General features: G+C 70.9%; 17 protein-coding genes. 13 read left to right on the top strand and 4 right to left on the bottom strand.

Going from position 1 to position 21,022, the window contains the following annotated elements; genetic code table 11:
* The first annotated feature begins 95 nt into the window (after positions 1–95).
* The 4 genes from secD (at position 96) to IE248_RS22720 (ending at position 6,166) form a co-directional block, all read left to right on the top strand.
* Complete coding sequence (secD, locus tag IE248_RS22735; protein WP_100582408.1) at positions 96–1,898, top strand: protein translocase subunit SecD; 1,803 nt, start codon at positions 96–98, stop codon at positions 1,896–1,898.
* Positions 1,899–1,901: 3 nt separating this feature from the next.
* Entirely contained in the window at positions 1,902–2,981 is a 1,080-nt protein-coding gene (secF, locus tag IE248_RS22730) for a protein translocase subunit SecF (protein WP_100582409.1), read from the top strand.
* Between the two features lie 2 nt (positions 2,982–2,983).
* Positions 2,984–3,529, top strand: a complete 546-nt coding sequence (locus IE248_RS22725) for an adenine phosphoribosyltransferase (protein WP_008740474.1) — start codon at positions 2,984–2,986, stop codon at positions 3,527–3,529.
* A 213-nt stretch (positions 3,530–3,742) separates the two neighbouring features.
* Positions 3,743–6,166, top strand: coding sequence for a RelA/SpoT family protein (locus IE248_RS22720; RefSeq protein ID WP_073795932.1), 2,424 nt, complete (start codon positions 3,743–3,745; stop codon positions 6,164–6,166).
* A gap of 99 nt (positions 6,167–6,265) precedes the next feature.
* Here IE248_RS22720 and IE248_RS22715 read toward each other — a convergent pair whose 3' ends face one another.
* Together IE248_RS22715 and IE248_RS22710 are read right to left on the bottom strand one after the other, a co-directional pair.
* On the bottom strand, positions 6,266–7,495 hold the full coding sequence (locus tag IE248_RS22715; RefSeq protein WP_037792334.1) for a DUF349 domain-containing protein: 1,230 nt from the start codon (positions 7,493–7,495) through the stop codon (positions 6,266–6,268).
* A 191-nt stretch (positions 7,496–7,686) separates the two neighbouring features.
* Positions 7,687–8,433 (bottom strand): peptidylprolyl isomerase, encoded by a 747-nt coding sequence (locus tag IE248_RS22710; RefSeq protein ID WP_073795931.1) that lies wholly within the window; start codon positions 8,431–8,433, stop codon positions 7,687–7,689.
* A gap of 164 nt (positions 8,434–8,597) precedes the next feature.
* On the opposite strand from IE248_RS22710, the gene IE248_RS22705 reads away from it, so the two are divergent.
* The 5 genes from IE248_RS22705 to IE248_RS22685 all read left to right on the top strand — a co-directional run bounded on the left by IE248_RS22705 (position 8,598) and on the right by IE248_RS22685 (position 13,533).
* Positions 8,598–9,308, top strand: coding sequence for an MBL fold metallo-hydrolase (locus tag IE248_RS22705; protein ID WP_008740462.1), 711 nt, complete (start codon positions 8,598–8,600; stop codon positions 9,306–9,308).
* A 10-nt stretch (positions 9,309–9,318) separates the two neighbouring features.
* Entirely contained in the window at positions 9,319–10,578 is a 1,260-nt protein-coding gene (gene hisS, locus IE248_RS22700; RefSeq protein WP_073795929.1) for a histidine--tRNA ligase, read from the top strand.
* Between the two features lie 173 nt (positions 10,579–10,751).
* On the top strand, positions 10,752–11,366 hold the full coding sequence (locus IE248_RS22695; RefSeq protein ID WP_123076997.1) for a vitamin K epoxide reductase family protein: 615 nt from the start codon (positions 10,752–10,754) through the stop codon (positions 11,364–11,366).
* A 41-nt stretch (positions 11,367–11,407) separates the two neighbouring features.
* A complete protein-coding gene (locus tag IE248_RS22690) occupies positions 11,408–12,763 on the top strand; it encodes a replication-associated recombination protein A (RefSeq protein ID WP_008740456.1) in 1,356 nt (451 codons plus the stop codon).
* 83 nt (positions 12,764–12,846) lie between these two features.
* Positions 12,847–13,533, top strand: a complete 687-nt coding sequence (locus IE248_RS22685) for an HNH endonuclease family protein (protein WP_190031552.1) — start codon at positions 12,847–12,849, stop codon at positions 13,531–13,533.
* Here IE248_RS22685 and IE248_RS22680 read toward each other — a convergent pair.
* Complete coding sequence (locus IE248_RS22680) at positions 13,530–14,144, bottom strand: DUF2470 domain-containing protein (RefSeq protein WP_308438172.1); 615 nt, start codon at positions 14,142–14,144, stop codon at positions 13,530–13,532. The genes IE248_RS22685 and IE248_RS22680 overlap by 4 nt on opposite strands.
* A gap of 388 nt (positions 14,145–14,532) precedes the next feature.
* On the opposite strand from IE248_RS22680, the gene rpsD reads away from it, so the two are divergent.
* Positions 14,533–15,144 carry a 30S ribosomal protein S4 gene (gene rpsD / locus IE248_RS22675; protein ID WP_008740451.1) on the top strand — a complete coding sequence of 204 codons (612 nt, stop codon included), beginning with the start codon at positions 14,533–14,535 and terminating at the stop codon, positions 15,142–15,144.
* A gap of 19 nt (positions 15,145–15,163) precedes the next feature.
* Here the strand turns inward: rpsD and IE248_RS22670 are convergent, their stop codons facing one another.
* Positions 15,164–17,425 carry an ATP-binding protein gene (locus tag IE248_RS22670; RefSeq protein WP_190031550.1) on the bottom strand — a complete coding sequence of 754 codons (2,262 nt, stop codon included), beginning with the start codon at positions 17,423–17,425 and terminating at the stop codon, positions 15,164–15,166.
* Between the two features lie 147 nt (positions 17,426–17,572).
* On the opposite strand from IE248_RS22670, the gene IE248_RS22665 reads away from it, so the two are divergent.
* Genes IE248_RS22665 through alaS form a run of 3 tightly spaced genes read left to right on the top strand, consistent with a single transcriptional unit; the run spans position 17,573 to position 21,020 of the window.
* Positions 17,573–18,001, top strand: coding sequence for a DUF948 domain-containing protein (locus IE248_RS22665; protein ID WP_037792333.1), 429 nt, complete (start codon positions 17,573–17,575; stop codon positions 17,999–18,001).
* A gap of 8 nt (positions 18,002–18,009) precedes the next feature.
* The gene (locus tag IE248_RS22660) at positions 18,010–18,351 is read left to right on the top strand and encodes a DUF6167 family protein (protein WP_073778945.1); all 342 of its coding nucleotides are present in this window, start codon (positions 18,010–18,012) and stop codon (positions 18,349–18,351) included.
* On the top strand, positions 18,351–21,020 hold the full coding sequence (gene alaS / locus IE248_RS22655) for an alanine--tRNA ligase (protein ID WP_073795922.1): 2,670 nt from the start codon (positions 18,351–18,353) through the stop codon (positions 21,018–21,020). Before IE248_RS22660 ends, alaS begins: the two co-directional genes overlap by 1 nt.
* Positions 21,021–21,022: the final 2 nt, after the last annotated feature.

Here is a 21,022-nt window from a genome sequence, read left to right as displayed (position 1 = left end):
CCGTTTCTGCGGGGGGCAGGGGTCCCCACCACACATTTCTTGGCCGTCCGCGCGCTGACCCGGCGCGGGACGGTTGGACAGGGAGATACGACAAGGTGGCAGCACCGAAGAAGGGCCGGCGGCCCACGGGGGCTCAGGGGAGGCCGGGGCGCGCCCTGGCCATCATCCTGATCGCGATGGTGGCGCTCACCGCGGGGATGTTCCTCACGAAGCAGACGACCCCCCGTCTCGGCATCGACCTCGCGGGCGGTACGAGCATCACGCTCAAGGCCAAGAGCGAGCCCGGCAAGCCGGACGCGATCAACCCGACGAACATGAACACCGCCGTCGGGATCATCGAGCGCCGTGTCAACGGTCTCGGTGTGACGGAGGCCGAGGTCCAGACGCAGGGCAAGGACCACATCATCGTGAACATCCCCAAGGGGATGAACGAGCAGCAGGCGCGCGAGCAGGTCGGTACCACCGCCCAGCTCTACTTCCGCCCGGTGCTCGCGTTCACGAGCGGTGAACCGGCCGCCCCCAACGCCTCGCCCAGCGGATCGCCCAGTGGATCGCCCAGCGCCTCCCCGAGCGGCTCCGGCGCCCCCAAGGCCGGGGACGGCAAGAAGGCCAGCCCCTCCGCCACCCCGTCGTCCAGCGCCACTTCTCAGGGCCGCGCGCTCAGTGAGGCCCTCAAGGCCCCGGGCAGCCCCACTCCCTCGCCCTCCGCGAGCGAGTCGAAGAAGGCAGACGACAACAAGGCTCCGACCCCGTCCGCGACGCCGTCGCCCGACGCCGCCGCCTCCGCGCTCCAGGCCAAGTTCGCCGCCCTGGACTGCACGGACGAGAAGCAGCGCGCCACCGCGGCCCAGGGCGTCAAGCCCGAGGACCCGATGGTCGCCTGCGGCCAGCGCGGCGACACCTGGGGCAAGTGGGTGCTCGGTCCCGCCGCGGTCAACGGCCAGGACGTCGACGACGCCAAGGGCCAGATCGACCAGCAGTCCGGTCAGTGGATCGTCACCATGCAGTTCACCGACAAGGGCGCCGACAAGTTCGCCAAGATCACCGGTGACCTCGCGGCCAAGCAGCCCCCGCAGAACCAGTTCGCGATCGTGCTCGACGGCCAGGTCATCTCCGACCCGTCCGTGAGCCAGGCGCTGACCGGCGGCAACGCCCAGATCTCGGGCGGCTTCACCCAGCAGTCCGCGCAGGACCTGGGCAACATGCTCTCGTACGGCGCCCTGCCGCTGTCCTTCCAGGAAGACAGCGTCACCACCGTCACCGCCGCCCTCGGCGGCGAGCAGCTGAAGGCCGGCCTGATCGCCGGTGCGATCGGCCTGCTCCTCGTCGTGATCTACCTGCTCGTGTACTACCGCGGCCTGGCGTTCATCGCGATCGTCTCGCTGCTGGTGTCCGCGATCCTGACCTACACGATCATGGCGCTGCTGGGCAAGGGCATCGGTTTCGCGCTGAACCTGCCGGCCGTCTGCGGCGCGATCGTCGCCATCGGCATCACGGCCGACTCGTTCATCGTGTACTTCGAACGCATCCGTGACGAGATCCGCGAGGGCCGCACCCTGCGTCCGGCCGTCGAGCGCGCCTGGCCGCGGGCCCGGCGTACGATCCTGGTGTCCGACTTCGTGTCGTTCCTGGCCGCCGCGGTGCTGTTCATCGTGACCGTCGGCAAGGTGCAGGGCTTCGCCTTCACGCTGGGCCTCACCACCCTGCTCGACGTGGTCGTGGTGTTCCTGTTCACCAAGCCCGTCATGACGCTGCTGGCCCGTACGAAGTTCTTCTCCAGCGGCCACCCGTGGTCCGGGCTGGACCCGAAGCGGCTCGGCGCGAAGCCGCCGCTGCGCCGGTCCCGTCGCACCGGTTCCGGTACCGTCTCCGCCCCCGTCGACGCAAAGGAGGCGTGAGAGATGTCGAAGCTGGGAGATCTCGGCGCCAAGCTGTACCGCGGTGAGGTCGGATACGACTTCGTCGGCAAGCGTTTTCTCTGGTACGGCGTTTCCATCCTGATCACCATCACGGCGATCGTGGCCCTGGCCGTTCAGGGCCTCAACATGGGCATCGAGTTCAAGGGCGGTGCCGTCTTCACCACCCCGAAGACGGCCGTCTCCGTCGCCAAGGCGACCGAGGACGCGGAGAAGGCCTCGGGCCACGACGCGATCGTCCAGGAACTCGGCACCGGCGGCCTGCGCATCCAGATCACCGGTCTGGACACCGCCTCCGCGGCCGACGTGAAGAAGCAGCTCGCCAGTGACCTCAAGGTCGACCAGGCCGGCATCAACGCCGACCTCGTCGGTCCCAGCTGGGGCGAGCAGATCGCCAACAAGGCCTGGACCGGCCTCGGCGTCTTCATGATCCTCGTGGTGATCTACCTCGCCATCGCCTTCGAATGGCGGATGGCGGTCGCCGCGCTGATCGCGCTGATCCACGACCTCACCATCACCGTCGGCGTGTACGCGCTGGTCGGCTTCGAGGTCACCCCGGGCACCGTGATCGGTCTGCTCACGATCCTCGGTTACTCCCTCTACGACACCGTCGTCGTCTTCGACGGTCTCAAGGAGGGGTCGAAGGACATCACCAAGCAGACCCGCTACACCTTCAGCGAGATCGCCAACCGCAGCATCAACGGGACGCTGGTCCGCTCGATCAACACGACCGTCGTGGCGCTGCTCCCGGTCGGCGCGCTGCTGTTCATCGGCGGCGGCTTCCTGGGCGCGGGCATGCTCAACGACATCTCGCTGTCGCTGTTCGTCGGCCTCGCGGCCGGTGCGTACTCCTCGATCTTCATCGCGACCCCGCTGGTCGTGGACCTGAAGGAGCGCGAGCCGGGCATGAAGGCGCTGAAGAAGCGGGTGCTCGCGAAGCGCGAGGCCGCGGCCGCCAGGGGCGAGTCCCCGGAGGAGGGCTACGGCTCCGACGCCGAGGGCGACGGCGAGGGCGGCCCGCAGATCGTCGCGCAGACGCAGGGACGCGCGGGGCGGCGGCGGTGAGCGTGATCTCCGAGCAGGCGCGGGAGCTGCTGCTCAGCCGCATCAAGGACGTTGCCGACTACCCGAAGCCGGGCGTGATGTTCAAGGACATCACCCCGCTGTTGGCCGACCCGAAGGCGTTCGCCGCGCTGACGGACGTACTGGTGGAACTGGCCGCGCGGTACGGCGCGACGAAGATCGTCGGGCTGGAGGCGCGCGGGTTCATCCTGGCGGCCCCGGTCGCCGTGCAGGCGGGCATCGGCTTCGTGCCGGTGCGCAAGGCCGGGAAGCTGCCGGGGGCGACCCTGGCGCAGTCCTACGAGCTGGAGTACGGGACCGCGGAGATCGAGGTCCACGCGGAGGACCTGGCGGCGGGTGACCGGGTGATGGTCATCGACGACGTCCTGGCCACCGGCGGCACGGCGGAGGCATCGCTCTCCCTCATCCGGCGGGCCGGGGCGGAGGTCGCCGGTGTGGCGGTCCTGATGGAGCTGTCGTTCCTGCCAGGCCGGGAGAAGCTGTCCGGGGCGCTCGCCGGCGCCCCGCTGGACGCGCTGATCGTGGTCTGAGGGCCTGCGGCCCTTCACGAGGCGGCGGGCGCCCGGGATTCCCCGGGTGCCCGCCGTTCGGCGTATCCGGCCCGGGTCCCGCCCGGTGCCGGGCCGGACCGAGCCTCGGCGAACGAGGGGGCGGATCCCTCGCTACGATGGGTTGTCCGGACCGGACACGGGTACCGGATCCTCCCCCACACTTCGTCCGGGGGGACCCCCTGAGGAGCGCTCTTGCCAGACGAGGTCCAGCCAATCTCCGCCGCGCAGCCCGACCCGCAGGCCGAGCCCGCCAAGGCGGCCCCGGCCACGCCCCCGCCGGCGCCGCCGGTCAAGCCCGCGCCGCTGAAGCCCGCCGGGTCCTCCAACCGGGTGCGCGCCCGCCTCGCCCGCCTCGGAGTGCAGCGTTCCAACCCGTACAACCCGGTACTGGAACCGCTGCTCCGCATCGTCCGCGGCAACGACCCGAAGATCGAGACGGCGACGCTGCGCCAGATCGAGCAGGCGTACCAGGTCGCCGAGCGCTGGCACCGGGGACAGAAGCGCAAGAGCGGCGACCCGTACATCACCCACCCGCTCGCCGTCACCACGATCCTCGCCGAGCTCGGCATGGACCCCGCGACGCTGATGGCGGGCCTGCTGCACGACACCGTCGAGGACACCGAGTACGGCCTGGAACAGCTGCGCCGCGACTTCGGCGACGCCGTGGCCCTGCTCGTCGACGGCGTCACCAAGCTCGACCGGGTCAAGTTCGGCGAGGCCGCGCAGGCCGAAACCGTGCGCAAGATGGTCGTCGCGATGGCCAAGGACCCCCGGGTCCTCGTCATCAAGCTCGCCGACCGCCTGCACAACATGCGCACCATGCGTTACCTCAAGCGGGAGAAGCAGGAGAAGAAGGCCCGCGAGACCCTGGAGATCTACGCGCCCCTGGCCCACCGCCTGGGCATGAACACGATCAAGTGGGAACTCGAAGACCTCTCCTTCGCGATCCTCTACCCGAAGATGTACGACGAGATCGTCCGCCTGGTCGCCGAGCGCGCCCCCAAGCGCGACGAGTACCTCGCCGTCGTCACGGACGAGGTCCAGACCGACCTGCGGGCGGCCCGGATCAAGGCCACCGTCACCGGACGGCCCAAGCACTACTACAGCGTCTACCAGAAGATGATCGTGCGGGGCCGCGACTTCGCGGAGATCTACGACCTGGTCGGCATCCGCGTCCTCGTCGACACCGTCCGCGACTGCTACGCCGCCCTCGGCACCGTGCACGCGCGATGGAACCCGGTCCCCGGCCGGTTCAAGGACTACATCGCGATGCCCAAGTTCAACATGTACCAGTCGCTGCACACGACGGTCATCGGACCCAGCGGCAAGCCGGTCGAACTCCAGATCCGCACCTTCGACATGCACCGCCGCGCCGAGTACGGCATCGCAGCGCACTGGAAGTACAAGCAGCAGACCGTCGCCGGCACCTCCAAGGTCCGCACCGACGTCCCGCAGGCCGCCAAGGGCAGCGCCGGCCAGGACACCGTCAACGACATGGCCTGGCTGCGGCAGCTGCTCGACTGGCAGAAGGAGACCGAGGACCCGGGCGAGTTCCTCGACTCGCTGCGCTTCGACCTCTCCCGCAACGAGGTCTTCGTCTTCACGCCCAAGGGCGACGTCATAGCGCTCCCGGCCGGGGCCACCCCCGTGGACTTCGCGTTCGCCGTCCACACCGAGGTCGGCTACCGGACCATAGGGGCGCGGGTCAACGGGCGGCTCGTGCCGCTCGAATCGACCCTCGACAACGGGGACCTCGTCGAGGTCTTCACCTCCAAGGCCGAAGGCGCGGGCCCCTCCCGCGACTGGCTCGGCTTCGTCAAGTCCCCGCGCGCCCGCAACAAGATCCGCGCCTGGTTCTCCAAGGAACGCCGCGACGAGGCCATCGAGCAGGGCAAGGACTCCATCGCGCGGGCCATGCGCAAGCAGAACCTGCCGATCCAGCGCATCCTGACCGGCGACTCGCTCGTCACCCTCGCCCACGAGATGCGCTACCCCGACATCTCCTCGCTGTACGCGGCGATCGGCGAGGGACACGTCTCGGCGCAGGCCGTCGTACAGAAGCTCGTCCAGGCCCTCGGCGGCGAGGAAGCCGCCAACGAGGACATCGAGGAGAGCGTCCCGCCGTCCCGCAGCCGCAACAAGCGGCGCAGCAACGCCGACCCGGGCGTGGTCGTCAAGGGCGTCGACGACGTCTGGGTCAAGCTGGCCCGCTGCTGCACCCCGGTACCCGGCGACCCGATCATCGGGTTCGTCACGCGCGGCAGTGGAGTATCGGTTCACCGCGCCGACTGCGTCAACGTGGACTCCCTCTCCCAGCAGCCCGAGCGGATGCTGGAGGTCGAGTGGGCGCCCACCCAGTCCTCCGTGTTCCTCGTCGCCATCCAGGTCGAGGCGCTGGACCGGTCCCGGCTGCTGTCGGACGTCACCCGGGTCCTGTCGGACCAGCACGTGAACATCCTGTCGGCGGCCGTCCAGACCTCCCGCGACCGGGTCGCCACCTCCCGGTTCACCTTCGAGATGGGCGACCCCAAGCACCTGGGACACGTCCTGAAGGCCGTCCGGGGCGTCGAGGGCGTCTACGACGTCTACCGCGTCACCTCGGCCCGCCGGCCGTAACCCGCGCGAGTACGGCGAGAGGGGCCCGGTACGGACATCCGTACCGGGCCCCTCTCGCCGTACTCGCCCGGGCGGCTGAAAGCCGCCGCCCGGACCGCGTCAGCCGCCGAACTCCTCAAGACCCTTGAGCGCCTGGTCCAGCAGCGCCTGCCGGCCCTCCAGCTCGCGCGCCAGCTTGTCGGCCTTCGCGTTGTTGCCCGCCGCGCGCGCCGCGTCGATCTGCTGGCGCAGCTTGTCCACGGCCGCCTGCAGCTGACCCGTCAGACCGGCCGCACGGGCCCGCGCCTCCGGGTTCGTACGGCGCCACTCGCCTTCCTCGGCCTCCTGGATCGCCCGCTCCACCGCGTGCATCCGGCCCTCGACCTTGGGACGCGCGTCCCGCGGCACGTGGCCGACGGCCTCCCAGCGCTCGTTGAGCGAGCGGAACGCGGCACGGGCCGCCTTCAGGTCCGTGATCGGGACGAGCTTCTCGGCCTCGTCGGCCAGCTCCTCCTTCACCTTCAGGTTCTCGGTCTGCTCGGCGTCACGCTCGGCGAAGACCTCGCCGCGCGCCGCGAAGAACACGTCCTGCGCACCGCGGAAACGGTTCCACAGGTCGTCCTCGGACTCGCGCTGAGCACGGCCCGCCGCCTTCCAGTCCGCCATCAGCTCGCGGTAGCGGGCCGCCGTCGGACCCCAGTCCGTCGACTTCGACAGCGCCTCGGCCTCCGCGACCAGCTTCTCCTTCGCCTTGCGGGCGTCCTCGCGCTGCGCGTCCAGCGAGGCGAAGTGCGCCTTGCGGCGCTTGGAGAAGGCCGAGCGGGCGTGCGAGAAGCGGTGCCACAGCTCGTCGTCCGACTTGCGGTCGAGACGCGGCAGCCCCTTCCAGATGTCCACCAGGGCCCGCAGCCGCTCACCGGCGCTGCGCCACTGGTCGCTCTGCGCCAGCTGCTCGGCCTCCGCGACCAGCTCGTCCTTGGCCGCACGGGCCTCGTCCGTCTGCTTGGCCTTCTGCGCCTTGCGCTCCTCGCGGCGCGAGTCGACCGTCGCCACCAGCTTGTCCAGCCGGACCCGCAGCGCGCCGAGGTCGCCCACGGCGTGGTGCTCGTCCACCTGCGTGCGCAGGTGGTCGATCGCGGTCTGGGCGTCCTTGGCGGACAGGTCGGTGGTCCGCACCCGCCGCTCAAGGAGGCCGATCTCGACTACCAGGCCCTCGTACTTGCGCTCGAAGTAGGCCAGGGCCTCCTCAGGGGTGCCTGCCTGCCACGAGCCGACGACCTGCTCGCCCTCGGCCGTACGCACGTACACGGTGCCCGTCTCGTCGACACGGCCCCACGGGTCGCTGCTCACAGCGCCTCCTCCACCTGATGCCTTGCGAGGGGTTCACCCCCTGGGCATCGTCCACAGTTTCCTGGGGCGGGCCGCGCCCGCCCTGCACAACGCCAACATAGGCGACCGCCGGGCCGGCTGTCCGCATCCCGCACGACGGAATATCGCCGTACGGGATGCGGGCCGGCCGGGCCCGGCGGCGCCGTGCCCCGTCAGTCCTTGCCGACGGTGGCCTTCTCGATCGTCACGGTGTTCTTCGGGGCGCCGTCCGTGGCCCCGTCGGCCGTTCCCGCCTTGGCGATCCCCTCCACCACCTTCAGGCCCGCGGCGTCCATCGTCCCGAAGGGCGTGTAGCCGGGAGGCAGCTGGGTGTCCTTGTAGACGAGGAAGAACTGGCTGCCGCCCGAATTGGGCTGCCCGGTGTTGGCCATCGCCACCGTGCCCGCCGGGTACACCACCTTGCCCGTCTCGTTCGGCTTGCCCAGCGAGTCCAGGTTCTCGTCCTTGATGGTGTAGCCGGGGCCGCCGCTGCCGGTGCCCTCCGGGTCGCCGCACTGGAGGACGAAGATGCCGTCGGTGGTCAGCCGGTGGCACTTGGTGCCGTCGAAGAACTTCTTGTCGGCCAGCGACTTGAACGAGTTCACCGTCTCCGGCGTCTTCGCCGCGTCCATCGAGACCTTGATCGCGCCCGAGTTCGTCGTCAGGCCGAGGGTGTACTTCGCGCTCTTGTCGATCGCCATCGCGGGCGGCCCCGAAGGCTCCGACGCCTTCTTCTTCCCGTCCGAGTCGAAGACGCCGCCCACGACGAGGCCGACGACCGTCGCGACCACCACGGCCGCGGCCGCGCCGATCAGCGCCGTACGCCGCCGGGCCTTCCGCCGGGCCTCCGCGCGGCGCTTCTGCTGGCGCTCGTACTTCTCCCTGGCGAGCTGTCGCCGTCGCTGATCGCTCGTGACCACCGGGTCGTCTCCTTGTGCGTCTCTGGTACCGCTGTCCGGGCTCGGTTAGGCCGTACCGTATATGGGTTCGCTGTGTAATGAGCGCCGCCGGTAGGCTCTGAACAGCAACATTGCGATCCGCGGCCGCAGCCGCGGCTCCCGCCGGACGACGATTGAGGACGAACGTGCTGATTGCCGGGTTCCCCGCAGGCGCTTGGGGCACCAACTGCTACGTGGTCGCCCCCGCCGCCGGTGAGGAGTGCGTCATCATCGACCCGGGCCACCAGGCCACCCAGGGTGTCGAGGAGACGCTGAGGAAGCACCGGCTCAAGCCCGTCGCGGTCGTCCTCACCCACGGCCACATCGATCATGTCGCCTCGGTGGTCCCCGTGTGCGGAGCACACGACGTACCGGCCTGGATCCACCCCGCGGACCGCTACATGATGAGCGACCCGGAGAAGGCCCTCGGCCGCTCCATCGGGATGCCCCTCATGGGCGAGCTGACCGTGGGGGAGCCGGACGACGTCCGCGAGCTGACCGACGGCAGCAGCCTGAAATTGGCCGGAATGGAATTCTCGGTGGCGCACGCGCCCGGCCATACGAAGGGGTCGGTGACCTTCAGGATGCCCGAGGCGGCCGACATCCCGTCGGTCTTCTTCTCGGGCGACCTGCTCTTCGCCGGCTCCATCGGACGCACCGACCTGCCCGGCGGCTCCCACGCCGAGATGCTCCGGTCGCTGGCCCGCGTGTGCCTGCCGCTGGACGACTCGACCGTCGTGCTGTCCGGACACGGTTCCCAGACCACCATCGGCCGCGAGCGCGCGACCAACCCGTACCTGCGGGACGTCGCGGCCGGGCTCGGAGACGGCACCGCCGCTCCACGACGAGGAATGTGACGAGAGTTTCGTGAGCACCTTCAAGGCCCCCAAGGGCACGTACGACCTCATCCCGCCGTACTCGGCGAAGTACCTGGCCGTCCGCGACGCCATCTCCGGCCCGCTGCGCCTGTCCGGCTACGGGTACGTCGAGACCCCCGGCTTCGAGGACGTCGACCTGTTCGCCCGCGGCGTCGGCGAGTCCACCGACATCGTGACGAAGGAGATGTACACCCTCACCACCAAGGGCGGGGCCAACCTCGCCCTGCGCCCCGAGGGCACCGCCTCCGTGCTGCGCGCGGCGCTGGAGGCCAACCTGCACAAGGCCGGCGGCCTGCCGGTCAAGCTCTGGTACTCCGGCTCGTACTACCGCTACGAGCGCCCGCAGAAGGGCCGCTACCGCCACTTCTCGCAGGTCGGAGCCGAGGCGATCGGCGCCGAGGACCCCGCGCTGGACGCCGAGCTGATCATCCTGGCCGACCAGGCGTACCGCACCCTGGGCCTGCGCAACTTCCGGATCCTGCTGAACTCGCTGGGCGACCAGGAGTGCCGCCCGGTGTACCGGGAGGCGCTCCAGACGTTCCTGCGCGGCCTCGACCTCGACGAGGAGACCGTCCGCCGGGCCGAGATCAACCCGCTGCGCGTCCTCGACGACAAGCGGCCCGAGGTGCAGAAGCAGCTGGCCGGCGCCCCCATGCTGCGCGCCTACCTGTGCGACGCGTGCAAGGCGTACCACGAGGAGGTGCGGGCGCTGATCACGGCGGCAGGCGTCACCTTCGAGGACGACGAGAAGCTGGTGCGCGGGCTGGACTACTACACCCGCACCACCTTCGAGTTCGTCCACGACGGCCTGGGCTCGCAGTCGGCGGTCGGCGGCGGCGGCCGCTACGACGGCCTCTCCGAGATGATCGGCGGACCGGCGCTCCCGTCGGTCGGCTGGGCGCTCGGCGTCGACCGTACGGTCCTGGCCCTTGAGGCCGAGGGCGTCGAGCTGGACATCCCCGCCGCGACCTCGGTGTTCGCGGTGGCGCTGGGCGAGGCCAAGCCGGTGCTGTTCGGGCTGGTCACGGAGCTCCGCAAGAGCGGGATCGCGGCGGACATCTCGTACGGGGGCAAGGGCCTCAAGGGTGCGATGAAGGACGCCAACCGGTCGGGCGCGCGGTTCGCCGTCGTCGCGGGCGACCGCGACCTCGCCGAGGGCGTGGTCCAGCTGAAGGACATGGAGTCCGGGGAGCAGTCCCCGGTCGCGCTCGCCGAGGTGGCCGAGGTGCTGCGGGCCAAGCTGGCCTGATCCGCTCCGGCCGCCGGCCGTCTTCGGGCGGGGCGGGGTGATTCCGTCGTACGGATCCCCTGCCCCGCCCTTACTTATGTCCACCGAACTTATGTCCACCGAACGGCCGGCACACAGGCAGGTGCGGCACAATGTCCGGGGCTTGATCACCTGGCAGATGTGGAGCGGGCGGTATGACGACGAAGAGTGCTGAGGCGCAGACCGCCCCGCGGACCGTCGGGGGCAGCCGCGCCCTGGCGCTGCTGCTGGTGATCACGGGAGCCGCGGGCCTGCTCGCGGCCTGGGTGATCACGATCGACAAGTTCAAGCTGCTGGAGGACCCGAACTTCACCCCGGGCTGCAGCCTGAACCCCATCGTCTCCTGCGGCAACATCATGAAGAGCGACCAGGCGGCCGTGTTCGGTTTCCCGAACCCGATGCTGGGCCTCGTCGCCTACGGGATCGTGATCTGCGTCGGCATGAGCCTGCTGGCGGGCGCGCGGTTCCGTCCCTGGTACTGGCTGACCCTGAACGTGGGCACCCTCTTCGGCGTCGTCTTCTGCGCCTGGCTGATGTACCAGTCCCTGTACAACATCAACTCGCTGTGCCTGTGGTGCTGCCTGGCCTGGGTCGCCACGATCTTCATGTTCTGGTACGTCACCGCGCACAACGTGCGGGAGCGGCTGCTGCCGGCCCCCGGCTGGCTGCGCGGCTTCCTCGACGAGTTCACCTGGGTGCTGCCCGTCCTGCACGTCGGGATCATCGGCATGCTGATCCTGACCCGCTGGTGGGACTTCTGGACCTCCTGAGCCGCGGCGGCGCTGTCGGTGGGCTCGCTTAGGCTTCCTGTGTGGAACCAGACCTGTTCACCGCCGCCGCCGAAGAACGCCGGGAGAAGGACCCCACGAGCGCACCGCTCGCCGCCCGGATGCGCCCCCGCACCCTGGACGAGGTCGTCGGCCAGCAACACCTGCTGAAGCCCGGATCGCCGCTGCGCCGGCTCGTCGGGGAGGGCGCGGGCGGCCCCGCCGGGGCCTCCTCGGTGATCCTGTGGGGCCCCCCGGGCATCGGCAAGACCACCCTCGCGTACGTGGTGAGCCAGGCGACGCAGAAGCGGTTCGTGGAGCTCTCGGCCATCACCGCGGGCGTGAAGGAGGTACGCGCCGTCATCGAGGGCGCGAAGCGGGCGGCCGGCGGGTACGGCAAGGAGACCGTCCTCTTCCTGGACGAGATCCACCGCTTCAGCAAGGCGCAGCAGGACTCGCTGCTGCCGGCCGTCGAGAACCGGTGGGTCACGCTGATCGCGGCGACCACCGAGAACCCGTACTTCTCGATCATCTCGCCGCTGCTGTCCCGCTCGCTGCTGCTCACGCTGGAATCCCTGACGGACGAGGACCTGAGCGCGCTGATGCGGCGCGCCCTGGAGGAGGAGCGCGGGCTCGGCGGGGCGGTGACCCTGCCGGCGGACGCGGAGGCGCACCTGCTGCGGATCGCGGGCGGTGACGCGCGGCGGGCGCTGACGGCGCTGGAGGCGGGGGCCGGATCGGCGATCGCCAAGGGGGAGGCGGAGATCAGCCTCCAGACGCTGGAGGAGGCGGTCGACCGGGCGGCGGTCACCTACGACCGGGACGGCGACCAGCACTACGACGTGGCGAGCGCGCTGATCAAGTCGATCCGGGGCTCCGACGTGGACGCGGCGCTGCACTACCTGGCGCGGATGATCGAGGCGGGGGAGGACCCCCGGTTCATCGCGCGGCGCCTGATGATCTCGGCCAGCGAGGACATCGGGCTCGCGGACCCGACGGCCCTGCCGATCGCCGTCGCGGCGGCGCAGGCGGTGGCGATGATCGGCTTCCCCGAGGCGGCGCTGACCCTGTCGCACGCGACGATCGCCCTGGCGCTCGCCCCGAAGTCGAACACGGCGACGACCGCGATCGGCGCGGCCCTGGCCGACGTCCGGGCGGGACTGGCCGGGGCCGTGCCGACGCACCTGCGGGACGGGCACTACAAGGGAGCGGCCAAGCTGGGACACGCGGTGGGCTACGTGTACCCGCACGACGTGCCGGGCGGCATCGCCGCGCAGCAGTACGCGCCGGACGAGATCCACGGGAAGCGCTACTACGAGCCGACGCGGTACGGCGCGGAGGCGCGGTACGCGGACGTCGTCGAAAAGGTCCGCGAGCGGCTGCGCACCGACCACCCCTGACGGGCCGGCACTGGGCGCGGGCTCAGGCTCCGCCGGCGGCGTGGGGGCCGGGGAAGGGCCGGTCCCGGGCCTAGGGTCCTGGCATGGGACGCAGGGCTTCGCTCATCGCCGTGGCGGCGGCGCTGTTGATCGGCGGGTGTCATCACGGGAACCCCGGGCCGCCCGCGGGGAGCGCGCTCCCGCTCGTCGGGCCCGGGTTTCCGCCGGGGGCGGCGGCCGCCGAGGCCCAGCTGGCTCGGCTCAAGGTCGAGCGGGGCAGGAACTGGCAGACGTACAAGCGCGAGAACTTCGGCCGTTACTGGTCCGACGAGACCGATGCCACCGGCGGCCGCAACGGCTGCGACACCCGGGACGACGTCCTGCGCCGGGACCTGAAGGAGCTCCGCGAGGGCGACCGGAACCGCTGCGTCGTCATCTCGGGCGTGCTGGACGACCCGTACACCGGCAAGCGGCTGCCCTACTCCTACCGCCGCGCCTCGCAGATCGAGACCGACCACGTCGTCGCCCTCGGAGCGGCCTGGCGGGCCGGGGCGTACGCCTGGACGCCGCAGCGCAGGCTGGAGTACGCGAACGACCTCGACGTGCTCCTCGCCGTCGACAAACGGACCAACCAGGACAAGGGCAGCAGGACCGCCGACAAGTGGAAGCCGCCGCTGAGGACGTACTGGTGCGAGTACGCCCGCCGCTACACCGGGATCAAGGCGAGGTACGGGCTGTCCGTCACCGCGCCCGAGAAGGCCGCGCTCGGCGCGATGCTGGCCACCTGCTAGTCGGCCGCCCGGTCGCCGGCCCGGTCGCCGGCCCTGTCGTCCGCAGGGTTCTCCGCCGGGTCCTCAGTCCGCTCGCCGGCCGCCGCGAACAGCCGCCGCATCGCCTGCCGCAGCCCGCAGGCGTCGGCCACCGGGTCCGGGAAGTCGAAGCGGGCGTCGAACGACGAGACGCCGCCGCCCGTGAAGCGGACCCGCAGGCCGAAGCGGTCCAGGGCCAGCGGTACCGCCGCCATCCCGTCGGCCTCGCGCGATCCGAGCAGCCCGCACAGGTCGGCGACGCGGTCCGCGTGCGCGGACGCCAGGTGCTGGAGCACCTCCGTCTCGTGGTGCACCAGCGGGTCCGGCTCGGCCGCCGCCAGGTCCTCGGGGTCGACGTGGTCGGTGCCCCACAGGTCGTCCACCGAGATCTCGCCGACCTCCAGGCGGAGCAGGACGTAGGAGGCGCCGCCGTGCACCCCCAGCAGTTCGCCCACCGGGTGCCGCTCCGCCATCAGCGCCGCACACACCGCGCGGTCGTCCCCGCGCACCCGCGTCAGCCACCCGGCCAGCCACGCGCGGCCTCGGATACGATGGGGCACGGACACCGGCGCCACATCCGTGATCTCGATCACGGCCGTGAGGTCGTCGTCCTGGGCGTAAGCGGCTGCCCTGGCAGCCGCGGATTCCCCTGGAACAAGGAGAATCACGTCCCCGTCCGGGGTGACGGTCCGCGCGGCCACCACCCCTGTCCCGAACTCGCCCTGGTCGAAAGCACCCGGCAGCGTGAGGGATACTGAGGCGTTGGACTCTACGAGGGTTCGTACGCGTTCGGCTCCGGTGAGCTGCCGAACGCCTTCCCTGGGACGCGGCTGACCTTGCTTATCGTCGTCGAAAGCGGATTCCGTTTCGTTGGAACCCGAACTTCGGCGCGCACTGGGCAGGGGGATCCCATGTGGTCGAGACATTACGTCCTCCTCGCTAAGGTAAGCCTCACCTAACTTACATGGAGGTAGGTTCCACGTGAACCAGAAGCGACCCAAGGTCAAGAAGTCGCGTGCCCTCGGCATTGCGCTGACCCCGAAGGCCGTCAAGTACTTCGAGGCCCGCCCCTACCCGCCGGGCGAGCACGGCCGTGGCCGCAAGCAGAACTCGGACTACAAGGTTCGTCTGCTCGAGAAGCAGCGTCTGCGCGCCCAGTACGACATCTCTGAGCGTCAGATGGCTCGCGCCTACGACCGCGCCAAGAAGGCCGAAGGCAAGACGGGCGAGGCGCTTGTCGTCGAGCTCGAGCGTCGCCTCGACGCCCTGGTTCTGCGTTCGGGCATCGCCCGCACCATCTACCAGGCCCGCCAGATGGTCGTTCACGGCCACATCGAGGTCAACGGTGACAAGGTCGACAAGCCGTCGTTCCGTGTCCGCCCGGACGACGTCATCACCGTTCGCGAGCGCAGCCGCGAGAAGGTTCCGTTCCAGGTTGCCCGTGAGGGTGGCTACGCAGGCGAGGGCGAGACCCCCCGTTACCTGCAGGTCAACCTGAAGGCCCTGGCCTTCCGCCTGGACCGCGACCCGAACCGCAAGGAAATTCCGGTCATCTGCGACGAGCAGCTCGTCGTCGAGTACTACGCCCGCTGATCCATCTGCGGACGTAGCCTCACAGGCTGGTCAGCCCGCCGGTTCCCCCTCGGGGGAGCCGGCGGGTTTCCTGCTTCCCGGGTACCCCGCCGCCCGCCCGCCCGGCCGCCGTACGGGGCCTCGGGAGCGGGGGCACCGGCTTCGGCTCCGGACCCCGCAGCGCCCGCTCCACCAGCTCGTCCAGCGCCAGCGCGCGGCCGTGCCCGGCGCAGGCCGCGTACCGCTCCGCGCCCAGCAGCTCACCCGCCCGCTCCTGGCACATCAGCCGCGGCGCGTTGAAGTACCCCGAGCCGAACAGCCGCAGGCCCACCCCGTCCCACATCGGCTCCGCCGCGCCCTGGAGCACCGCCGCCTCGGCCGGTTCGCCCTCGGTGACCGTGACCAGCGCGAGCAGCTCCACCGCCAGCACCAGCCCCACCAGGTCCCGGAAGGCGTGGTTGATCGCCACGCACTCGGCCAGCAGCCGCCGCGCCTCCCCGGTGCCGCCCGCGTCCAGGGCCGCGTACGCCAGTACGTACAGGGCGTACGCCTTCGTCCAGCGCTCCCCCCGCTCCTCGCAGATGTCCCGGACCTCCCGGCACAGCGAGAGCGCGCCCGCGAGATCGCCCTGGAAGGCCAGCGCCATGGCCAGCTCGACCTGGCACATCAGCACGTTGCTGTTCAGCTCCCCTGCTTCCCGGTAGCGCTCCAGCGCCGAGCCCAGCAGCTCCCCGGCCCGCGCCATGTCGTCCGAGACCAGCGCCAGGCAGCCCAGCCGGTGCACCGCGTACGCCGCCGCGACCGGGTTCTCCGTCCGCGCGGCCCCGTCCCGGCATTCGTACAGGGCGCTCATCGAGGCCACCGTGTCGCCTTGGAGGGCCGCCACGTAGCCCAGCACCCAGAGCGCCTTCAGCCGCGAGCCCTCGTACCCCGCCTGCGGGAGGTTCTCCAGCGCCCGGTCCAGCCAGTGCCGGCCCTCGGTCAGCCGCCCGCAGCCCGCCCAGTAGAACCACAGGGTCCCCGCCAGGTACTGGCCGAGGTGGACCTCCTCCGGATCCTCCAGGCAGCACTCCAGGGCGAGCCGCAGGTTCGCCAGCTCCGCCTCCATCAGCGCGGCCACCTCGTGCTGGCGCGGGCTGAACCAGTCCAGCTCGCACCAGGTCGCCAGCCCCGTGTACCAGTCCCGGTGGCGCCGCCGCAGCCGCGCCGCGTCCCCCAGCGACTCCAGCCAGCCCGCCCCGTAGAGCCGTACGGTCTCCAGCATCCGGTAGCGGACCCCCGCCCCCGTCTCCACCCGGCACAGCAGCGACTGCGCGAGCAGCTCCCCGACCAGGTCCAGTACCGACTCCACCGGCAGGTCCGGGCCCGAGCACACGTACTCGGCGGCGTCGAGGTCGAACTGCCCGGCGAACACCGACAGCCGGGCCCACAGCAGCCGCTCCGGCGCCGTGCACAGCTCGTGGCTCCAGCCGATCGCCGTGCGCAGCGCCCGGTGCCGGGGCAGCGCCCCGCGCGTCCCGCCCGTGAGCAGCGCGAACCGGTCCTCCAGCCGGGCCAGCAGCTGCGCCGGGGACAGCGCCCGCAGCCGGCCGGCCGCCAGCTCCAGCGCGAGGGGGAGCCCGTCCAGCCGGGCGCAGAGCTCGGCCAGCACCGGCCGGCCGGCCTCCGTGACCGTGAAGCCCGGATCGGCGGCCGCCGCCCGCGCGCACAGCAGGGCCAGGGCCTCCTCCGGGTCCGGCGGGGCCAGCGGGAACGTCTGCTCCCCGTCGAGCGCGAGCGGACGCCGCCCGGCGGCGAGCACCCGCAGGCCGGGAGAGCGGACCAGCAGCTCCCGTACCAGGGCGGCGGTCTCCTCCACCAGCTGTTCGAACCCGTCCAGGACGAGCAGCATCCGCCGCCCGGCCAGGTGCTCGGCCAGTACGGTCCGGGGCGGGCGGGTGGTGTGGTCGGTCAGCCCGAGGGCCTCCGCGAGCGTCAGCTCCAGTAGCTCCGGATCCCGTACGGAGGCCAGTTCGGCCAGCCACACGCCGTCGCAGTAGCGTTCCTGCGGCTCCTCCCGCAGCCCCTCCGGCGCGCCGTCCGAGGGCTCCGCCGCCCGCTCCGCCGCCCGCTCGGCCTCGCGCCGGGCCGCCGCCAGGACCAGCCGGGACTTGCCGACCCCACCCACACCGGTCACGGTGACCAGCCGCGAGGACTCCAGCAGCCGCGCCAGCTCGCCCAGTTCGCGACCCCGCCCGACGAGGCCGCTCAGCTCTGAGGGAAGATTGCCCCGGGTGTTCGTGTGAAGGGGTCGCTGTCGCATGGGACACGGAGGGTACTGGTCCGAATGCGCCGCGTACAACGCGAGGGGCCCGGCACCGGAATTCCGGTACGGCGGCGGATCTCCGGCGCGATAGGGTCGGAGGACGACTTTTTCGCGTACTGATCGATGTGCAGGGAGCGGTGCAACGTGTCCGGTGGAGAGGTGGCCGGGATCCTCGTGGCCGTCTTCTGGGCGATCCTGGTCTCTTTCCTCGCCGTGGTGCTGGTGAGACTGGCCCAGGTGCTCAAAGCGACCACCAAGCTGGTGGCCGACGTGACCGATCAGGCCGTCCCGCTGCTGGCCGACGCCTCCACGACCGTCCGCTCCGCGCGCACGCAGCTCGACCGCGTCGACGCGATCGCGAGCGACGTCCAGGAAGTGACCTCGAACGCCTCCGCGCTGTCCTCCACCGTGGCCTCCGCCTTCGGCGGCCCGCTGGTCAAGGTCGCGGCCTTCGGCTACGGAGTCCGCAAGGCGCTGGGCAAGACCGACGAAGCTCCGCAGAAGACCACCCGGCGCACCGTGATCGTCGGCCGTACGGTGCCGGCCGCCCGGCGCCGGAAGCAGAAGGGCTGAGACCTCCGATGTTCCGCCGAGCCTTCTGGTTCACCGCAGGCGCCGCCGCCGGCGTGTGGGCCACCACCAAGGTCAACCGCCAGCTCAAGAAGCTGACGCCGGAGAGCCTCGCCGCGCAGGCCGCGGACAAGGCCGTCGAGGCGGGTCACCGCCTCAAGGATTTCGCCCTCGACGTCAAGGCGGGAATGACGCAGCGCGAGGACGAGCTGAACGATGCACTGGGACTCCACCAGGACCCAGACCGGCCCGACAACGTCACCGCCCTCCCCGGGCCGCGGCGGACGCGGGCCATCCAGAACGACAAGACCACCCACATGAAGTTTTCGTACGACCGGAATGAGGACCACTGATGGAGTCGGCTGAAATCCGCCGCCGCTGGCTGAGCTTCTTCGAGGAGCGCGGTCACGCCGTTGTCCCTTCGGCGTCGCTCATCGCGGACGACCCGACTCTGCTGCTGGTCAACGCGGGCATGGTCCCCTTCAAGCCGTACTTCCTCGGCGAGACCAAGCCCCCGGCCCCCCGCGCCACCAGCGTGCAGAAGTGCGTCCGTACGCCGGACATCGAAGAGGTCGGCAAGACCACCCGCCACGGCACGTTCTTCCAGATGTGCGGCAACTTCTCCTTCGGGGACTACTTCAAGGAAGGCGCCATCAAGTACGCCTGGGAGCTGCTCACCAGCTCCGTGGCGGACGGCGGCTACGGCCTTGAGCCCGAGAAGCTCTGGATCACCGTCTACCTCGACGACGACGAGGCCGAGACGATCTGGCGCGAGAAGATCGGCGTTCCCGCCGAGCGCATCCAGCGCCTGGGCAAGAAGGACAACTTCTGGTCCATGGGCGTCCCCGGCCCCTGCGGCCCGTGCTCCGAGATCAACTACGACCGCGGCCCCGACTTCGGCGTCGAGGGCGGCCCGGCCGTCAACGACGAGCGCTACGTGGAGATCTGGAACCTGGTCTTCATGCAGTACGAGCGCGGCGCCGGCGACGGGAAGGAAGACTTCCCGATCCTCGGTGACCTGCCGTCGAAGAACATCGACACCGGTCTCGGCCTCGAACGCCTCGCGATGATCCTGCAGGGCGTGCAGAACATGTACGAGACCGACACCCTGCGCGTGGTCATGGACAAGGCCACCGAGCTGACCGGCGTGCAGTACGGCGCCGCCCAGGGTACCGACGTCTCGATGCGCGTGGTCGCCGACCACATCCGCACCTCCGTCATGCTCATCGGCGACGGCGTCACCCCCGGCAACGAGGGCCGCGGCTACGTGCTGCGCCGCATCATGCGCCGCGCCATCCGCAACATGCGCCTCATGGGCGCCACCGGCCCCGTGGTCCAGGACCTGGTCGACGTCGTGATCAACACGATGGGGCAGCAGTACCCGGAGCTGGTCACCGACCGCAAGCGCATCGAGACGGTCGCGCTCGCCGAAGAGGCCGCCTTCCTCAAGGCCGTCAAGGGCGGCACCAACATCCTCGACACCGCCGTGTCCGAGACCAAGGCCGCCGGCGGCACCGTCCTCTCCGGCGACAAGGCGTTCCTGCTCCACGACACCTGGGGCTTCCCGATCGACCTCACCCTGGAGATGGCCGCCGAGCAGGGCCTCTCCGTGGACGAGCCCGGCTTCCGCCGCCTGATGCAGGAGCAGCGCGACCGCGCCAAGGCCGACGCCAAGGCCAAGAAGACCGGTCACGCGGACATGTCCGCCTACCGGGAGATCGCCGACGGCTCCGGGGCCACCGAGTTCACCGGCTACGCCACCACCCAGGGCGAGTCCACCATCGTCGGCCTCCTGGTCAACGGCGTCTCCGCGCCCGCCGCCTCCGAGGGCGACGAGGTCGAGGTCGTCCTCGACCGCACCCCCTTCTACGCCGAGGGCGGCGGCCAGCTCGCCGACCAGGGCCGCATCAAGCTCGACTCGGGCGCCGTCATCGTCGTCCGCGACGTACAGCAGCCGGTCCCGGGCGTCTCCGTGCACAAGGGCTCCGTCCAGGTCGGCGAGGTGACGGTGGGCGCCTCCGCGTACGCCGCCATCGACGTGAGCCGCCGCCGGGCCATCGCCCGCGCCCACTCGGCCACGCACCTGACGCATCAGGCGCTGCGCGACGCCCTCGGCCCGACGGCCGCCCAGGCCGGTTCCGAGAACTCGCCCGGCCGTTTCCGCTTCGACTTCGGCTCGCCGAACGCCGTCCCCGGCACGGTCCTCACCGACGTCGAGCAGAAGATCAACGACGTGCTCTCCCGCGAGCTCGACGTCACGGCCGAGATCATGAGCATCGACGAGGCGAAGAAGCAGGGCGCCATCGCGGAGTTCGGCGAGAAGTACGGCGAGCGCGTGCGCGTCGTGACCATCGGCGACTTCTCCAAGGAGCTGTGCGGCGGCACCCACGTCGGCAACACCGCCCAGCTGGGTCTGGTGAAGCTGCTCGGCGAGTCCTCCATCGGCTCCGGCGTGCGCCGCGTCGAGGCCCTGGTCGGCGTGGACGCGTACAACTTCCTCGCCAAGGAGCACACGGTCGTCGCCCAGCTCCAGGAGCTGGTCAAGGGACGTCCGGAGGAGCTGCCGGAGAAGATCGCCTCTATGCTCGGCAAGCTGAAGGACGCCGAGAAGGAGATCGAGAAGTTCCGCGCGGAGAAGGTCCTCCAGGCCGCCGCCGGTCTCGCCGCGGGCGCCCAGGACATCCGTGGTGTCGCCCTCGTCGTCGGCAGCGTCCCGGACGGCACCGGCGCCGACGACCTGCGCAAGCTCGTCCTCGACGTCCGCGGTCGCATCCAGGGTGACCGCCCGGCCGTCGTGGCCCTGTTCACCACGGCGAACGACCGCCCGCTGACCGTCATCGCCACCAACGAGGCCGCCCGCGAGCGCGGTCTCAAGGCCGGCGACCTGGTCCGTACCGCCGCCAAGACCCTCGGTGGCGGCGGTGGCGGCAAGCCGGACGTGGCCCAGGGCGGTGGCCAGAACCCGGCCGCGATCCCCGACGCCATCGCCGCGGTCGAGCGCCTCGTCGTCGAGACGGTCTGACG

It is taken from the genome of Streptomyces goshikiensis (assembly GCF_014650555.1).
Taxonomy (GTDB): Bacteria; Actinomycetota; Actinomycetes; order Streptomycetales; family Streptomycetaceae; genus Streptomyces; species Streptomyces goshikiensis.
The sequence above is the reverse complement of the archived record's forward strand: the minus strand, read 5'-3'. Positions and strand labels throughout refer to the sequence as shown.

Excerpts from the sequence above, each read along its gene's own strand:
- secF (WP_100582409.1), top strand. The coding sequence starts at position 1,902 with ATGTCGAAGCTGGGAGATCTCGGCGCCAAGCTGTACCGCGGTGAGGTC.
- IE248_RS22695 (WP_123076997.1), top strand. The coding sequence starts at position 10,752 with ATGACGACGAAGAGTGCTGAGGCGCAGACCGCCCCGCGGACCGTCGGG.
- IE248_RS22685 (WP_190031552.1), top strand. The coding sequence starts at position 12,847 with ATGGGACGCAGGGCTTCGCTCATCGCCGTGGCGGCGGCGCTGTTGATC.
- IE248_RS22670 (WP_190031550.1), bottom strand. The coding sequence starts at position 17,425 with ATGCGACAGCGACCCCTTCACACGAACACCCGGGGCAATCTTCCCTCA.
- IE248_RS22660 (WP_073778945.1), top strand. The coding sequence starts at position 18,010 with ATGTTCCGCCGAGCCTTCTGGTTCACCGCAGGCGCCGCCGCCGGCGTG.
- alaS (WP_073795922.1), top strand. The coding sequence starts at position 18,351 with ATGGAGTCGGCTGAAATCCGCCGCCGCTGGCTGAGCTTCTTCGAGGAG.